This is a genomic window from Agromyces mediolanus, assembly GCF_044917495.1.
Lineage (GTDB): Bacteria > Actinomycetota > Actinomycetes > Actinomycetales > Microbacteriaceae > Agromyces > Agromyces mediolanus_B.
Window position 1 is genome coordinate 483,716 of the sequence record NZ_JAVSSI010000002.1, and the last position, 13,669, is coordinate 497,384.

At 73.7% G+C, this 13,669-nt stretch carries 14 protein-coding genes; 8 read left to right on the forward strand and 6 right to left on the reverse strand.

Going from position 1 to position 13,669, the window contains the following annotated elements:
- Positions 1-10 precede the first annotated feature (10 nt).
- Complete coding sequence (locus ROT00_RS04995; protein ID WP_404772843.1) at positions 11-1,048, forward strand: LacI family DNA-binding transcriptional regulator; 1,038 nt, start codon at positions 11-13, stop codon at positions 1,046-1,048.
- Between the two features lie 49 nt (positions 1,049-1,097).
- Here the strand turns inward: ROT00_RS04995 and ROT00_RS05000 are convergent, their stop codons facing one another.
- Entirely contained in the window at positions 1,098-2,231 is a 1,134-nt protein-coding gene (locus tag ROT00_RS05000) for a hypothetical protein (RefSeq protein ID WP_404772845.1), read from the reverse strand.
- 143 nt (positions 2,232-2,374) lie between these two features.
- Between ROT00_RS05000 and glsA the strand changes: the two genes are divergently transcribed.
- A complete protein-coding gene (gene glsA, locus ROT00_RS05005; RefSeq protein WP_404772847.1) occupies positions 2,375-3,439 on the forward strand; it encodes a glutaminase A in 1,065 nt (354 codons plus the stop codon).
- Positions 3,436-5,067 carry an MFS transporter gene (locus ROT00_RS05010; RefSeq protein ID WP_404772848.1) on the forward strand — a complete coding sequence of 544 codons (1,632 nt, stop codon included), beginning with the start codon at positions 3,436-3,438 and terminating at the stop codon, positions 5,065-5,067. Before glsA ends, ROT00_RS05010 begins: the two co-directional genes overlap by 4 nt.
- Before the next feature lie 275 nt (positions 5,068-5,342).
- On the opposite strand, the gene ROT00_RS05015 is transcribed toward ROT00_RS05010, so the two are convergent.
- The 3 genes from ROT00_RS05015 to ROT00_RS05025 all read right to left on the reverse strand — a co-directional run bounded on the left by ROT00_RS05015 (position 5,343) and on the right by ROT00_RS05025 (position 7,038).
- Positions 5,343-5,939 (reverse strand): hypothetical protein, encoded by a 597-nt coding sequence (locus ROT00_RS05015; RefSeq protein WP_404772849.1) that lies wholly within the window; start codon positions 5,937-5,939, stop codon positions 5,343-5,345.
- 8 nt (positions 5,940-5,947) lie between these two features.
- Positions 5,948-6,355 carry a DUF4383 domain-containing protein gene (locus ROT00_RS05020; RefSeq protein ID WP_404772850.1) on the reverse strand — a complete coding sequence of 136 codons (408 nt, stop codon included), beginning with the start codon at positions 6,353-6,355 and terminating at the stop codon, positions 5,948-5,950.
- Positions 6,356-6,597: 242 nt separating this feature from the next.
- Positions 6,598-7,038, reverse strand: coding sequence for an iron chaperone (locus tag ROT00_RS05025; protein WP_404772852.1), 441 nt, complete (start codon positions 7,036-7,038; stop codon positions 6,598-6,600).
- Positions 7,039-7,142: 104 nt separating this feature from the next.
- On the opposite strand from ROT00_RS05025, the gene ROT00_RS05030 reads away from it, so the two are divergent.
- Both ROT00_RS05030 and ROT00_RS05035 read left to right on the forward strand, forming a co-directional pair.
- Positions 7,143-7,637, forward strand: coding sequence for a hypothetical protein (locus tag ROT00_RS05030; RefSeq protein ID WP_404772854.1), 495 nt, complete (start codon positions 7,143-7,145; stop codon positions 7,635-7,637).
- A complete protein-coding gene (locus ROT00_RS05035; protein WP_404772855.1) occupies positions 7,637-8,272 on the forward strand; it encodes a TetR/AcrR family transcriptional regulator in 636 nt (211 codons plus the stop codon). The genes ROT00_RS05030 and ROT00_RS05035 overlap by 1 nt, the downstream gene beginning before the upstream one ends.
- Positions 8,273-8,282: 10 nt before the next feature.
- On the opposite strand, the gene ROT00_RS05040 is transcribed toward ROT00_RS05035, so the two are convergent.
- Both ROT00_RS05040 and ROT00_RS05045 read right to left on the reverse strand, forming a co-directional pair.
- Positions 8,283-8,753, reverse strand: coding sequence for a hypothetical protein (locus tag ROT00_RS05040; RefSeq protein ID WP_404772856.1), 471 nt, complete (start codon positions 8,751-8,753; stop codon positions 8,283-8,285).
- Positions 8,754-8,828: 75 nt separating this feature from the next.
- Positions 8,829-9,284, reverse strand: coding sequence for a VanZ family protein (locus ROT00_RS05045; protein WP_404772857.1), 456 nt, complete (start codon positions 9,282-9,284; stop codon positions 8,829-8,831).
- Positions 9,285-9,371: 87 nt separating this feature from the next.
- Between ROT00_RS05045 and ROT00_RS05050 the strand changes: the two genes are divergently transcribed.
- The 3 genes from ROT00_RS05050 to ROT00_RS05060 all read left to right on the forward strand — a co-directional run bounded on the left by ROT00_RS05050 (position 9,372) and on the right by ROT00_RS05060 (position 13,648).
- Positions 9,372-10,073, forward strand: coding sequence for a response regulator transcription factor (locus tag ROT00_RS05050; RefSeq protein WP_404772858.1), 702 nt, complete (start codon positions 9,372-9,374; stop codon positions 10,071-10,073).
- Entirely contained in the window at positions 10,066-11,172 is a 1,107-nt protein-coding gene (locus ROT00_RS05055) for a sensor histidine kinase (RefSeq protein WP_404772860.1), read from the forward strand. The genes ROT00_RS05050 and ROT00_RS05055 overlap by 8 nt, the downstream gene beginning before the upstream one ends.
- Positions 11,173-11,299: 127 nt before the next feature.
- Positions 11,300-13,648: a cell wall-binding repeat-containing protein gene (locus tag ROT00_RS05060; RefSeq protein WP_404772861.1), complete on the forward strand. Its 2,349-nt coding sequence runs from the start codon at positions 11,300-11,302 to the stop codon at positions 13,646-13,648.
- The last annotated feature ends 21 nt before the right edge of the window (positions 13,649-13,669 follow it).

Genomic DNA, 13,669 nt, shown 5'->3' on the forward strand with positions numbered 1-13,669 from the left:
GTCGAGGTCCATGACGGAGCGTGATCAGCCGGCGACGAAGCGCGTCACCATCCACGACGTCGCCCGTGAGCTCGGCCTGTCCACGAGCACGGTCTCGGCCGCGCTGAACGGCAGCGGCAAGCTCCGCCAGTCGACCAGGGATCGCGTGCAGCGCACGGCCACCGAGCTCGGCTACCGGCCGAGCCGGGCGGCGCTCGCCTTCCGGCTCGGCCGCACCGGCACGATCGCCTTCGCGCTCCCCTCGGTCGACGAGGGCGCCGTGCCGATGCTCGACCTCGACTTCTACATGACCGCGGCGCGCGCGGCGGCGACGAAGGCCTTCGAGGCCGGCTACGCGCTCACGCTCACCCCGCCGACGGTCACGAGCGAGGACGGCTGGCGGCTCATCGGCGCCGACGGCGTCGTGCTCTGCGACCCCGTGCGCAACGACGAGCGGCTCGCCGCGCTCGAGCGCCTCGGCACCCCGGTCGTCACGGTGGAGCGGGATGCCGCGCGCCCCGACTGGCCCTACGCGGTCACGAGCGACCACGGCGAGAACATGCGCACCCTGCTCGACCACCTGCGCGGGCAGGGTGCGGAGCGGATCGCCCTGATCAGCGCCGACGCGAGCTGGTCGTGGGCGGAGGAGAGCGCGGCCGCGTACCGCGACTGGGCCGCCGCGCACGGGATGCCGGAGCTCGTGCGACTCATCCCGCTCGACCACGCGCACAACGACCCCTACGAATCGACCCTCGCCCTGCTCCGCGGTCCCGAGCGGCCCGACGCCGTCATCGCGACGGCCGAGCAGTACCGCGAGGGCGTGCTGCGGGCGGCTCGGGACGCCGAGGTGCGCATCCCCGAGGACGTGCTCGTCGCCGTCGGCATCGACAGCCCCGGCTCGGAACGGCACGACCCGCCGCTCACGGCGATCGACCTGCAGCCCGACCGGCAGGCCGAGCTCGCGGTCGGCATGCTGCTGCGCCGCATCGAGGGCGAGCCGATCGAGGGCCCGCTGCTCTCCGACGCCGTGCTCCGCGTGCGCGGCAGCACGGTGCGGATGGTCCGCTGAGCCCGGTTGGTTCGCTGAGCCCGTCGAACCGAGCTCAGCGAACCACGCCCTACACGCAGCGTCCGGCCTCGGCGATCTGCTCGTCGCTCGGCCGCCCGTACGCCTCGATGCCGGAACCGGGCACGTCGTAGCCCGAGGCGATCGCCCACGCCGTCGCCCACATCTCGTCGTCGCTGCCGAACACCGCGCTCTCGAAGATCGGCGTGCACTCGGGGCGCACGACCTGGGTGTGCCCGACCTCGTGCACGACGACCGCCTTGGCGTTGATGTCGTCGGCGTAGCTCCAGTCGATCGAGTAGCTGAGGTGCAGCTTCGCCCAGCCGCCGTCGCCGTACCAGTACTGCGCGGTGCCGGAGTACCACTCCTCGCTCGACAGCCCGTTCACGACGTGGTCCCACGCGAAGTCGAGGTGCACGCCGTGCGCGATCGACCGCGCGAACTCCTCGATCGGCCCGCGGCTCGCGTACTCGGGCGCCGCGCGCCGGGCCGCCTCGGCGGTCTGCGAGGCCCGCACGGCCGCGACCGCGGTGGCGAGCTGCTGGTACCCCTCGGCGCTGTCGTCCTGCTCGACGAACCAGGTGTCGCCGTCCTGGGCGATCGCGTGCATCGCGGGCACGCGCGACTCGTAGGTGGCGACGGGGCTCGCGTCGAGCACGGCCTGCGCGTCGGCGGCGGCGTCGGCGTACAGGGCGGCCCGGCCCTCGGCGAGCTGCGCCTCGGCGGCCTCGAGCCCGGCGAGCCCGGACTCGGCCTCCCGGCGGACCGCGTCGAGCTCGACGCTGCGCTCCCGCGTCGCGAACGCCTCGCCGAGGCTCGTCCAGATCGGCGCGAGCGGGACCTCGTCGTACTCGACGGCGGGCGGCAGCTCGAGCGCGGCGGCTTCGACGAGCTCGGTCGCGGATGCGGCATCCGCCCGGAGCGCCTCGGCGAGCGCCGCATCGCCGAGGCCGTCGACGACCGCGGCGGCGAGCGCCTCGCCCTCCCGGGCCTGCCCGGTGGCGAGGGTCGTCGCACCGCGCAGATCCCCGAGCGCCTCCTCGGCGTGCGCCTCGGCGACCGCCCCGGCGATGACGGCCTGCTCGGTCGCGGCCTCGCCGAGCGCACTCGTGCCGAGCACGAGGGCGATCGTGCCGAGCGCGGCCGCGCCGAGCACCGGCAGTCCGATCCTGATGCCGTCGTTCACGCGTCTCCCGCCTCGTCGCGCCATCCCCCGCGATCGCGCCTGGATGCAGCGTAGCGAGGCCGGCGATGCCGGGGCCACGGGGACCTCCCGTCCGAGGGCTCGGCGGGTCTAGACTCCGAGCGACAGCTCTGGGGGGAGGGTTGATGTTCGAAGCCGACGTGGCAGACATCGCCCAGCACGCATCGACCGGCGGGCTCCCGCCGCGCCTCGGCGAGACGGTGGCCGACGCGCACCGCCGCTACGCGGGGCTCGACGAGGGCGTCGTGGCCGACTACATCCCGATCCTCGCCGAGGCGGATCCCGCGCACTTCGGCCTCGTCGTCGCTCAGGTCGACGGCGCCGTGCACCGTGCGGGCGACGCCGATGTCGCGTTCTCGATCCAGTCGATCTCGAAGGCGTTCGTGTTCGCCCTCGTCTGCGAGGCGATCGGGCACGAGGCGGTGCACGACATCGTCGGCGTGAACAACACGGGGCTTCCGTTCAACTCGGTCATGGCGATCGAGCTGAACGGCGGCAGCCCGATGAACCCGATGGTGAACGCGGGCGCGATCGCGACGACGGCGCTCGTGCCGGGCCCGACGCCCGCCGAGCAGTGGGAGTTCGTCCGCACGGGGCTCTCCCGCTTCGCGGGTCGCGAGCTCGCCCTCGACGGCGAGGTGTACCGCTCCGAGGTGGAGACGAACCAGCGCAACCAGGCCATCGGCCGGCTGCTGCAGAGCTACGGACGGCTGGATGCCGACCCGCTCGCCGTCGTCGACGTGTACACGAAGCAGTGCGCGCTCGCCGTCACCGCCGAGGACCTCGCGGTCATGGGGGCGACCCTCGCCGACGGCGGCGTGAACCCGGTGACCGGCGAGCGGGTCGTGTCGGCGGCGGTCTGCCGGGACACGCTCGCCGTGCTCGCCTCCTGCGGCATGTACGAGCGCTCGGGCGAGTGGCTGTTCGAGATCGGCCTGCCCGCGAAGTCGGGCGTGGCGGGCGGGATCGTCGCCGTCGCGCCCGGGAAGGGCGCCGTCGGCGCGTACTCGCCGAGGCTCGACCCGGCCGGCAACAGCGTGCGCGGCCAGCGCGCGTGCGCCTACCTCTCCCGCGCGCTCGGGCTCAACCTCTTCGCCTCCGCGCCGGCGCCCGCGCCCGCGCCCGGCGAGGCATCCGCATCCCCTGCACCATCCGCACCATCCGCACCCCTCGAAGGGAGCCGAGCATGACCGCGCAGACCGCCGCACCAGCCCGAGCCGAGGAGCGCCGCTCCTGGGCGCCGATGATCGGGCTGTTCCTCGCCCAGGTGCTGATGTCGTTCAACGTCGCCGCCCTGCCGATCTCGCTCGGCGGCATGGTCGAGGACTTCGGCGTGCCGCCGACGGTCGCGAGCACCACGATCGTCGTCTACGGGCTCGCCGTCGCCGCCCTCGTGATGACCGGCGCGAAGCTCGGTCAGCGGATCGGCTGGGTGCTCATCTTCCGCTGCGTCGTGGTCGTGTTCGCCGCGTCCTCGGTGATGATGATCCTCTCGCCGACGATCGGCTGGGCGATCGCCGGGCAGGTCCTCGCGGGCGCCGCGGCCGCGATCATCGTGCCCTCCCTCGTCGCCCTCATCGCCGAGAACTACCGCGGCGCGCAGCAGGCGACCGCGGTCGGCTCGCTGGGCTCGGCGCGCGCGTTCTCCGGCATCAGCGCGTTCCTCATCGGCGGCACGCTCGGCACCCTCGTCGGCTGGCGGCCGGTGTTCATGATCACCCTCGGACTCGCGGTCGCGGTCTTCGCGCTCAGCTTCGGGCTGCGCTCGGACAAGGGGGATGCCTCGGTCCGGATCGACCTCGTCGCCTCCGCTCTCATCGGCGGGGCGATCGTGCTGCTCACGCTCGGCTTCAACAACCTGAACGCGTGGGGCATCCTGCTCGCCGAGCCGGGGGCGCCGTTCGACGTCCTCGGCATCTCGCCGGCCCCCGTGTTCGTCGTGGCGGGGCTCGTGCTCGGGCAGGCGTTCTTCCTCTGGACGAGACGCCGGATGCGGCTCGGCAAGGTGCCCCTCGTCGACCTGTCGGTGCTCGGCAGCGCCCGGGAGCGCGCCGCCGTCTACGCGATGTTCATCATCGTCGCGATGGAGGCGGCGGTGAACTTCACGGTGCCCACCTACATCCAGGTGGTGCAGGGGCGGACGCCGTTCGACACCTCCCTCGCGATGATGCCGTTCAACCTGACGGTGTTCGTCACGGCGACGCTCATCGTGCGCTTCTACCGGCGCTACAGCCCGCGCACGATCGGGCTCTTCTCGTTCGGGCTGACGACGGCCGCGCTCGTCTGGCTCGCCCTCGTCGTCACGAACAACTGGGAGACGCTGCCGACGATCCTCGGGCTCGTGGTGTTCGGCATCGGGCAGGGAGCGCTCGTGACCCTCGTGTTCAACGTGCTCGTGACGGCGGCGCCGAAGGAGCTCGCGGGCGACGTCGGCTCGATCCGCGGCACGACGCAGAACCTCGCCTCGGCCGTCGGCACGGCGGTGATGGGCGCGCTGCTCGTCACGATGCTGAGCCTGAACTTCACGCAGGCCGTCACCGAGCACCCGGAGCTGCCGGACGAACTCGTCGCCCAGGTCGACCTCGACCAGGTGAACTTCATCAGCAACGACGAGCTGCGGGAGAAGTTCGCCGAGACCGATGCGAGCGTCGAGCAGATCGACGCGGCCGTCGCGATCAACGAGGGGGAGCGGCTGCGCACCCTGCGGATGGGCTTCCTCGTGCTCGCCGGGCTGAGCCTCGCGGCGGCCCTGCCGGCATCGCGCCTGCCGCGCTACAAGCCGGAGGAGATCCCCGACCCCTCGCCCGCCGGCGAGTAGCGGCTGCGGCCGCCCCGCCACCCGGCCCGCGCCGCGCCCACTCGCATCCGCGCCGCTCTGCACCCGAGTCGCACCCGAGTCGCACATATCGCTCACCGCTCCCTCGCGCCAGGGCCGTTCGCGCGACTCCACATCGCGAAGTCGCGCGAAACGCCCCTCGGGAGTGCCCGGTTCGACCGTTTGCGCGACTTCACCGGGCTGGCGAGGGGCGGCCACCGCTCGGGCGGGTTGCCTGGGCCGATCCGACGCGCGGACGAGTAGGCCGGGAACGCCCGTCAGTGCTGGTGGAGCTCGCCGTGCGGCACGGCGAGCTCGCCGGGCTCGGTGCCCGCGAGGGCGGGCGTCGCGAGGGCCGCGACGAGCGCCGCGCCGGCGACGAGGCCGAGCGTGGCGGCCACGGGATGCCGCGTCCGGGTGGCCGCGGGCGCGGCCGGGGATGCGGGTGCCGGCGCGGCATCCCGAGTCTCTGGAGCCGGATTCCCCGGGGCCGCGGGGGCCGGATGCCCCGAGCCGTCGGCACCCGGAGCGGGACGCGCGCGCAGGCTGATCGCGGCCCCGGCCGCGACGACGAGCGCGAAGCCCGCCGCCGCGACCGCCGGGAGCCCGGCGATGCCGAGCCCGGGTGCGGCGCCCGCCCCCACGACGAGCGCCATGCCCACGATCACACCGAGGCCGGCGCCGAGCGCCGTCCTCGGCATGACCGTTCGTCCGGCCCGGAGGACCGCGACCGCCCAGGCGAGCGCGGCGAGCCCCGCCGCTCCGAGCACGGCCACGGCGAACGGGCCGTTCGCGCCGGCGGCGAGCGCGGCGAAGACGAGCCCGGCGCCGAGCGCGGCGAGCGCCGGCCAGCTGCGGAACACGGCGGGGAGCACGGCGGGCCTCAGGCGGTCGCCAGCCGGCTGCTGCGCTCGGCCCCGAGGCCGACGCCGAGCAGCACGAGCGCGCTCGCGAGGTGCAGGAAGTGGTCGGGCGTGTTCAGCGCGAGGATGTTCGCCGCGGTGCCCGCGAGGAAGAACCCGACGACGCCGAGCAGGAGGTACGCGGCACCCACGATGGTGTTGACCGTCTTCGCGGCGCGGGCGCTCGCGAGCCCGGCGACGAGGAGCGCGGCCCCGATCAGCAGGTGGGCGATGTTGTGCAGCGGGTTCACCGCGAAGATGCCGAGCAGCAGGCCGCCCTCGGTCGCGATGAACGAGACGCCGCCCGTGACGGCGAAGCCGAGCAGTCCGACGAGCAGGTAGACCGCGCCGAACACCGTGGCGACGATGCGGTTCGGTGAGTTACGCATGGTTCCTCCTTGATCCGGGCCCGTTCGGGCCGCCGGCCCGAGCGGGCCGTCAGGAGGGATTCGGAACCCTCGTCGCACCGGATTGGAGGATTCCCTCACGGCCGCGGGCTGACCGCCCGCTCGCGACCGTCCGCTCCGTCGCGCGACTCCACCGCGCGGAGTCGCGCAAACGGCGGATGCCGCGGCCGCGAGTGAGCCGAATGCGCGACGTCGCGCGCGCCGGCCAGGGACGAGACCGCCCGTCAGCCCACGGCGCGGCGGACCAGCTCGGTGACCTCGCGCTCGACGGCGTCGGTCCAGGCCCGCACGGCGAACCCGACGGGCCAGAAGTCCCCGTCGTCGAGCCGGGCGCGGTCTTCGAAGCCGATCGTCGCGTAGCGCGTCTTGAACTTCTTCGCCGGCTGCAGGAAGACGACGATCCTGCCCTCGCCGTTCGCGTAGCCCGGCATGCCGTAGTAGGTCTTCGGCACCAGCTCGGGGGCGACCTCGCGCACGACGCGGTCGAGCCCTTCAGCGAGCTCGCGGTCCTCCGGTTCGAGCGCGGCGATCGCCTCGCGCACCGCCTGCTCGCCCGCAGCCCGGTTCTTGCCCGCCTTCTCCTGCTCGCGCAGCTCCTTCGCGCGCTGCTTGACCGCCGCGCGCTCCTCCGCGCTCAGTCCGGATGAGGTCTCGTCCTTCGCCATCAGCGGCGCTCCTCCCCGCGGGCCCCCGCCCGCGTGTCGAGGCTACTCCCGCAGATCCCACCGATGGTGTACTAGTAGTACACACTGATAGTACACTCCAGTCCATGACTCGCACGGCACTCCTGCACCTCGCCATCCGCGTCCTCGGCACCACCCTCGTCGTGGTGCTGCTGAGCGCGCCGCTCTGGGTGCCCGGCTGGGGGCCGGGACTCATCGGCGAAATCGGCCTCGTGCCCTTCCCCGGCAACCTGGCGATCATCGCGGGCTTCCTCGTGCTCGTCGCGCTCTACTGCCTCACCCTGCAGCGGCTCGTCCGCCGAGCCGGCGCGGGCTCCGGGGCATCCGTCTGGTGGATGTTCGCGATCCCCGCGAACTTCGTCGAGGACTTCTACATCGTCCAACGGGTGGGCGCAGCGATCGCACCGCGCATCGGCACGGCCGAACTGGGCTGGTGGCGATGGCTCGGCTTCGGCTGGTGCATCCTGCAGCTCGTCTCGCTGCTCCCCGGCGAGCTCGGGCGGGTCGGAGGGGCCCTCGCCATCCTGCTGTGGTTGGCTCAGTGGGTGCTCACGCTCTCGATCACCCGGCGGCTGCGCTGATGCCGCTGCCGAGATTCCAGCGCCTCGCGCCGGCCGACCGGGCCCGCATCCTCGGCGTCGCCCGCGCCCACTTCGCCCGCGACGGCCAGGACGGCGCCTCCTACAACCGCATCATCGCCGACGCCGGCATCTCGAAGGCCTCCGCGTATCACTACTTCGACGGCAAGGCCGATCTCTTCGGCGCGGTCGTGGCGGATGCCTCGGCGCGCGTCGCCGCGGCGCTCGGAGCGTGGTCCCCCCAGCCCGATGCCCGGGCGTTCTGGCGGGAGCTCGCCGCCGCGAACGAGCGGTTGCTCGCCCATCTCGCCGAGCACCCGGACGACCGGGCCCTGCTCGCGGCGGCACCGGCCGAGACCGGCTCGGCCGAGACCGGCTCGGGCGAGACCGGCTCGGGCGGGACCGCGGCGGGAGCGAGCCCGTGGACCGCCGAGATCGTCACGGACGCGCGGCGCCTCGGGCTCGTCACGGTGCCGGACGAGCCCGAGCTCCTGCTCGCCGCCACCCAGGGCGTCCTCGACGCCCTCGACCGCTTCGCACTCACCGAGCCCGGGCGGGCGGAAGTCGCCGCCCACCGGCTTCCCCCGCTCCTCGCGCGGCTCTGGGGCTCGCCCGCCTCGGCCGCCTCGGCCGGCTAGACAGTCGACGTTAGCGTCGCCGCTTCGCGGGCGCCGGCTCCTCCGGCGTCGTCACGGCCTGCACCACCGTGTGCGCGGCGGCGCTCTTCGCCCACTTGCGCACCCGGTCGGCCTGCTTGCGCCGCTGCTTTAGCAGGGCGGCGCGGCGCTTGGCCGCCGCCGCGGCATCCGCGATCGCCGTGCCCGGTTCGGCCGCGGCCCCGCGAGACGCGGTCGTCGGCAGGACCCGGCGCGACCAGGCATCCAGCCCCGCCGTGGCGCGCGCCGCCGTGCGGGCGGCCCGGCGCGGCGCGCGAGTGCGGTCGGCCTTGGCGGCGCGCCGCGTCACCCGCGACTCGGCGACCAGCGCCTCCAAGCGGCGCTTGGCGCGTCCGGGCGGAAGGGTGTCCGCCAGCCGCTTCGCCTCCTTCTCCGCCGACTTCGCGTGCGCGAGCGCCGCCTTCGCGCGCCGCCGGTCGCGGCGCTCGGTGACCGTCGCCATCCTCGTCCTCCCGTTCGACGGACCTCGCCGGCGCGGTCGTCCCGCGCCTCGCATCGCTCCGTCCGTGCTTCCGGTCTACGGGCTCCGGTCCGCCACGGCAAGGGGGTTGCGGCCGAACAGTCGCGCGAGCACCACGCCCGCGACGGCGCCCGCCGTGTTGGTGATCACGTCGGTGACGTCCGTGCTGCCGATCGCGAGTGCGAACTGCGCGAGCTCGAGCGCGGCGCTGAGCGCGGCCGCCGCGGCCGCGACGCGCCACCACCCCCAGCCGGGCCGCAGCAGCGCCAGCCCGAGACCGAACGGCACGAACACGGCGACGTTCCCCGCCACCTCGCGCAGCGCGCTGGCCCCGTACCCCTCCGCGGCGATGAACGGCACGAGCTTCAGGCTGCGCCGCTCGGGCATCGCCTCCCACGGGAGGTTCAACTTCCACAGCACGAGCCAGACGAGCAGCACGAGGTAGACGGCGAACAGCCCCGCGAGGAGCGTCGCGGCCCCGCGCCCGCCGGGATGGTGGGTGGTGGTGGTCATGCGCCCAGTCCACGCCCCGCGGTGTTGCCCGCGCGTTTCGCATTCCGCATATCCCCGCGATATGCCCCGCCTCGTACCATCGGAGTCATGCGCGTGCTGATCGTCGAGGACGAACCCCTGATGGCCGAGGCCATCCGCACGGGGCTCCGCCGGGAGGCGATCGCTGCCGACGTCGCGGGCGACGGCGTCACCGCGCTCGAGCTGCTGTCGATCAACAGCTACGACATCGCGGTGCTCGACCGCGACATCCCCGGTCCGAGCGGCGACGAGATCGCCGCGAGCATCGTCGCCTCCGGCGTCGGGATGCCGATCCTGATGCTCACCGCCGCCGACCGCATCGACGACAAGGCGTCCGGCTTCGAGCTCGGCGCCGACGACTACCTGACGAAGCCGTTCGAGCTGCGCGAGCTCGTGCTGCGGCTGCGGGCGCTCGACCGGCGGCGCAGCCAGGTGCGCCCGCCCGTCCGCGAGATCGCCGGGCTCCGGCTCGACCCGTTCCGCCGCGAGGTCTACCGCGACGGCCGCTACGTGGCGCTCACCCGCAAGCAGTTCGCCGTGCTCGAGGTGCTCGTCGCCGCCGAGGGCGGGGTGATCAGCGCCGAGGAGCTGCTCGAGCGCGCCTGGGACGAGAACGCCGACCCGTTCACGAACGCGGTGCGCATCACGGTGTCCGCGCTGCGCAAGCGGCTCGGCACTCCGTGGGTGATCGCGACGGTCCCCGGCGTCGGCTACCGGATCGACGCGGGTGACGCCGGCGCGGGCGCGGATGCCGGGAACGCGGATGGCTAGGCGGCCGGGGCTCTCCGCCCGGCTGAAGCTCGCGCTCAGCTACGCCGGCTTCCTCTTCGTCGCGATGGCGCTGCTCCTCGCCGTGGTCTGGACGTTCCTGCTGCGCTACGTGCCCGCGGACGCCGCCCCCACGATGGACGGCTTCATGCCGGGTCGCGACGACCTCGTCCGAGCGTTCGCCCCCGCCGCCGCCTGGGCGCTCGTGTTCCTGCTCGCGTTCGGCCTCGTGGGCGGCTGGTTCCTCGCCGGCAGGATGCTCGCCCCCCTCACCCGCATCGCGAACGCCACCCGCAAGGCGGCGGAGGGCTCGCTCTCGCACCGGATCGAGCTCGAGGGGCGGAGCGACGAGTTCCGCGAGCTCGCCGACAGCTTCGACGCGATGCTCGCCCGGCTCGAGGCGCACGTCGCGGAGCAGCAGCGCTTCGCGGCGAACGCCTCGCATGAGCTGCGCACCCCGCTCGCCATCACGCAGACGATGCTCGAGGTCGCCCGCGACGACCCCGGCTCCGACCAGGCGCTCGTCGAACGCCTCCGGCTCGTGAACGGCCGGGCGATCGAGCTGACCGAGGCGCTGCTCCTGCTGAGCCGGGCCGATCAGCGGGCGTTCCACCGCGAGCCGGTCGACCTCTCGCTGCTCGCCGAGGAGTCGGTGGAGACCCTGTTGCCGCTCGCCGAGCGCCGCGGGGTCGCGGTCGAGGCATCCGGCGACGTCGTCGTCGCGCTCGGCTCGCCCGCGCTGCTGCTGCAGCTCACGACGAACCTCGTGCACAACGCGATCGTGCACAACCTGCCGGAGGGCGGCGAGGTGACGGTCACGACGATCGCCGTCCCCGGTCGGGCGGTGCTCGTCGTCGAGAACACCGGGCCGGCGCTCGACCCGCACCTGGTGGCGACGCTGACCGAGCCGTTCCAGCGCGGCGCCGAGCGGATCCGCGGCGACCACGCCGGCATCGGCCTCGGCCTCGCGATCGTGCAGCGCATCGTCACCGCGCACGACGGGATGCTGCAGGTCGATCCGGGCCCGCGCGGCGGCCTCCGGGTCAGCGTGCGGCTGCCGGCGGCGGTCAGCTCGCCGCCCGGCCCGAGCCGTCCTGCGTGATTGGCCGGGAGGGGGACCCTCCTCCCGTTCCCCGGCGTGCGGCATGATGGACCTTCACGTCTCCTCGAGACCGGACGCCGTGATCCGGACTTCGACCATCGAGCCGAGCCGAATCGAAAGGCCTCTCATGTCTCGACCCATCGCTCGCGCCTCGATCGCCGTGGCGACGGCCTTCGCCCTGTGCTTCGCCGTCACGTCGCTGCCCGCCACAGCCGCGGCCGCGGCCGAGGAGCGACCCGCACCCGCCGAGGCAGTCACGGTTGGCGACGGCACCGGCGCCGACACCCCCACCATGCGCGAGTATCCCGCTGAGGAGTACCTCACGGCGGCGGCCGGCCTCCCCGACGAACTGGCGAGCGCGATCGAGACCGATCTGGGGCTGACGCCGTCGGAGTACCTCGCCGAAGCCGATGCCGCCGTCGACGCCGGCGACGTGGTCGGCGCGCTCGAAGCGACCGGGATCTCTCCCGACGACGCGGTGCTGAACGGGACGGAGTTGTTCGTCCTCGTCGACGGCCCCGACCAGGAGGAGGCCGTCGTCGCTGCCGGCGCGACCCCCGTCACCGAGCCGATCGACGGCATGGGCGTCGACTTCTCCGATGTCGCGTTCGCTGCGACCGCGGATCTCGTCGGGGGGACCGGATGGACGTATTCGCTGGGCGGCGGTTCCTACACCCTCTGCTCCGTCGGGTTCAACGGTCGGGCCACGTCGAACGGCGCCCACCAGTTCGCGACCGCCGGGCACTGCCTCGAGGGGAGCTCGAACGACAGCACGCCCATTTACCAGCTCGTGCAGTCGAAGCCGAACACCGCGGGGCTCGGTGCGCAGATCGGCACTCGCGTGCCCGGAAGCGTGCAGTACGGCGGGAACGTCGACTCGGCACGAGTCGCTGTGGCGGCGGGCTGGACGCCCCGCCCCACGGTCACGACGTGGGGCGGGGGCAAGGGATCCCCGACGAGCGGCACCCCGGTCACGGTGCGCGGGGCGACGGCCGGGGTCGTCGGCGCGAAGCTGTGCAAATCGGGGCGCACGACGGGGTGGAGCTGCGGAACCGTGCAGGGCTTCCAGACGGTGCAGGTCGAAGGGCACAGCGTCAACTCCGTGATCGCCGACGTCTGCGCGATCCCCGGCGACAGCGGCGGTGCCGCGCTGATCGGCAACTACGCCGTCGGCATCTCGTCGGGCTCGAACTCGAGCCCCACGGCGTGCGCCGCCGAGCCGCTCGCCGCCTTCTTCGCCATGACGTCGACCCGCGGCCAGGACGTCCTCGAGTTCAACCGCGGCTGGGAGCTGTCGGTCGGCGTGCAGACCCCGAAGGTCGATCTGCCCGCCTCGGGCCGCGCGTACCTCGGCTCGAGCGCGACCGGCACCGTCCCCCAGGCCCCGGCCGGCACGGTCGTGTCGCTGTACCTCGACGGCTCCAGCACGCCCGCCTCGACTGCGACGCTCACCAAGACGGGTGGCTCGTTCGCCCTCCCGCTGACGGGGGCCGGCGCCGGAGCGCACACCTGGAAGGTCATCGCGCGCGTCGGCACGTACTCGGCCTCGGCACCCGTCACGGGCTCCGTCACGCTCGCCCCCGCTCCGAAGGTCGACCGGCTCGCCGGCCAGGACCGATACACGACGGCGGTCGCGATCTCGCGTTCGGCGTTCCCGTCGACGGCCCCGATCGCGTACGTCGCCTCCGGGGCGGGCTTCGCCGATGCGCTCGCCGCTGCGCCGGCCGCCGCCCGCGCCGGCGGTCCGTTGCTGCTCACCCCGGCGACGAAGCCCCCGGCCGCGCTCCTCGACGAGCTCAGGCGCCTGAAGCCCGAGCGGATCGTGGTGGTCGGCGGCACCGGGGCGATCGCGAAGTCGACCGCGGACGCCTTCGCCAAGATCGCCCCGGTGAAACGACTCGGCGGAGCAGACCGCTATGCCACCAGCCGGAAGGTCGTCGACGATGCGTTCCCCGGCACCACCACGGCGCTCTACGTCGCATCCGGTGCGAACTTCCCCGATGCGCTCGCGGCAAGCGCCGCGGCAGGGCGATTCGATTCCCCGGTGGTGCTGACGAACGGTCGCGCCCTCGACGCGGCGACCGCCGCACTCGTGAAGCGGCTCGGCCCCGGCAAGATCCGCGTCGCCGGCGGCTCCGGCGTGGTCTCCGACGCGGTGGTCGGTTCGCTGAAGAAGCTCGCGAACGATACGAAGCGGGTCGCCGGTGCCGATCGCTTCACGACGGGGCTCGCCATCAGTACCGACGCGTTCACCGGCAGCTCGCGCGCCTTCCTCGCTAACGGGTTCAACTTCCCGGACGCCCTGGCCGGGGCGGCGTTCGCCGGTTCGACCGGGTCGCCCCTGTTCCTGAGCCAGCAGAACTGCCTGGCTCCGGGGACGACGGCGGAGCTGCAGCGACTCGGAGTCACCCGGGTGACGCTGCTCGGCGCAGAGGGGGTGCTGAGCGCGAACGTCGCTCGGCTCCGCGAGTGCTGACCGGATGTCGGCCGAGGATGG

What these genes read in the sequence shown, in the direction of transcription:
- ROT00_RS04995 (WP_404772843.1), top strand. Translation starts at nt 11, where the DNA reads ATGACGGAGCGTGATCAGCCGGCGACGAAGCGCGTCACCATCCACGAC.
- glsA (WP_404772847.1), top strand. Translation starts at nt 2,375, where the DNA reads ATGTTCGAAGCCGACGTGGCAGACATCGCCCAGCACGCATCGACCGGC.
- ROT00_RS05010 (WP_404772848.1), top strand. Translation starts at nt 3,436, where the DNA reads ATGACCGCGCAGACCGCCGCACCAGCCCGAGCCGAGGAGCGCCGCTCC.
- ROT00_RS05020 (WP_404772850.1), bottom strand. Translation starts at nt 6,355, where the DNA reads ATGCGTAACTCACCGAACCGCATCGTCGCCACGGTGTTCGGCGCGGTC.
- ROT00_RS05025 (WP_404772852.1), bottom strand. Translation starts at nt 7,038, where the DNA reads ATGGCGAAGGACGAGACCTCATCCGGACTGAGCGCGGAGGAGCGCGCG.
- ROT00_RS05030 (WP_404772854.1), top strand. Translation starts at nt 7,143, where the DNA reads ATGACTCGCACGGCACTCCTGCACCTCGCCATCCGCGTCCTCGGCACC.
- ROT00_RS05035 (WP_404772855.1), top strand. Translation starts at nt 7,637, where the DNA reads ATGCCGCTGCCGAGATTCCAGCGCCTCGCGCCGGCCGACCGGGCCCGC.
- ROT00_RS05040 (WP_404772856.1), bottom strand. Translation starts at nt 8,753, where the DNA reads ATGGCGACGGTCACCGAGCGCCGCGACCGGCGGCGCGCGAAGGCGGCG.
- ROT00_RS05045 (WP_404772857.1), bottom strand. Translation starts at nt 9,284, where the DNA reads ATGACCACCACCACCCACCATCCCGGCGGGCGCGGGGCCGCGACGCTC.
- ROT00_RS05050 (WP_404772858.1), top strand. Translation starts at nt 9,372, where the DNA reads ATGCGCGTGCTGATCGTCGAGGACGAACCCCTGATGGCCGAGGCCATC.
- ROT00_RS05055 (WP_404772860.1), top strand. Translation starts at nt 10,066, where the DNA reads ATGGCTAGGCGGCCGGGGCTCTCCGCCCGGCTGAAGCTCGCGCTCAGC.
- ROT00_RS05060 (WP_404772861.1), top strand. Translation starts at nt 11,300, where the DNA reads ATGTCTCGACCCATCGCTCGCGCCTCGATCGCCGTGGCGACGGCCTTC.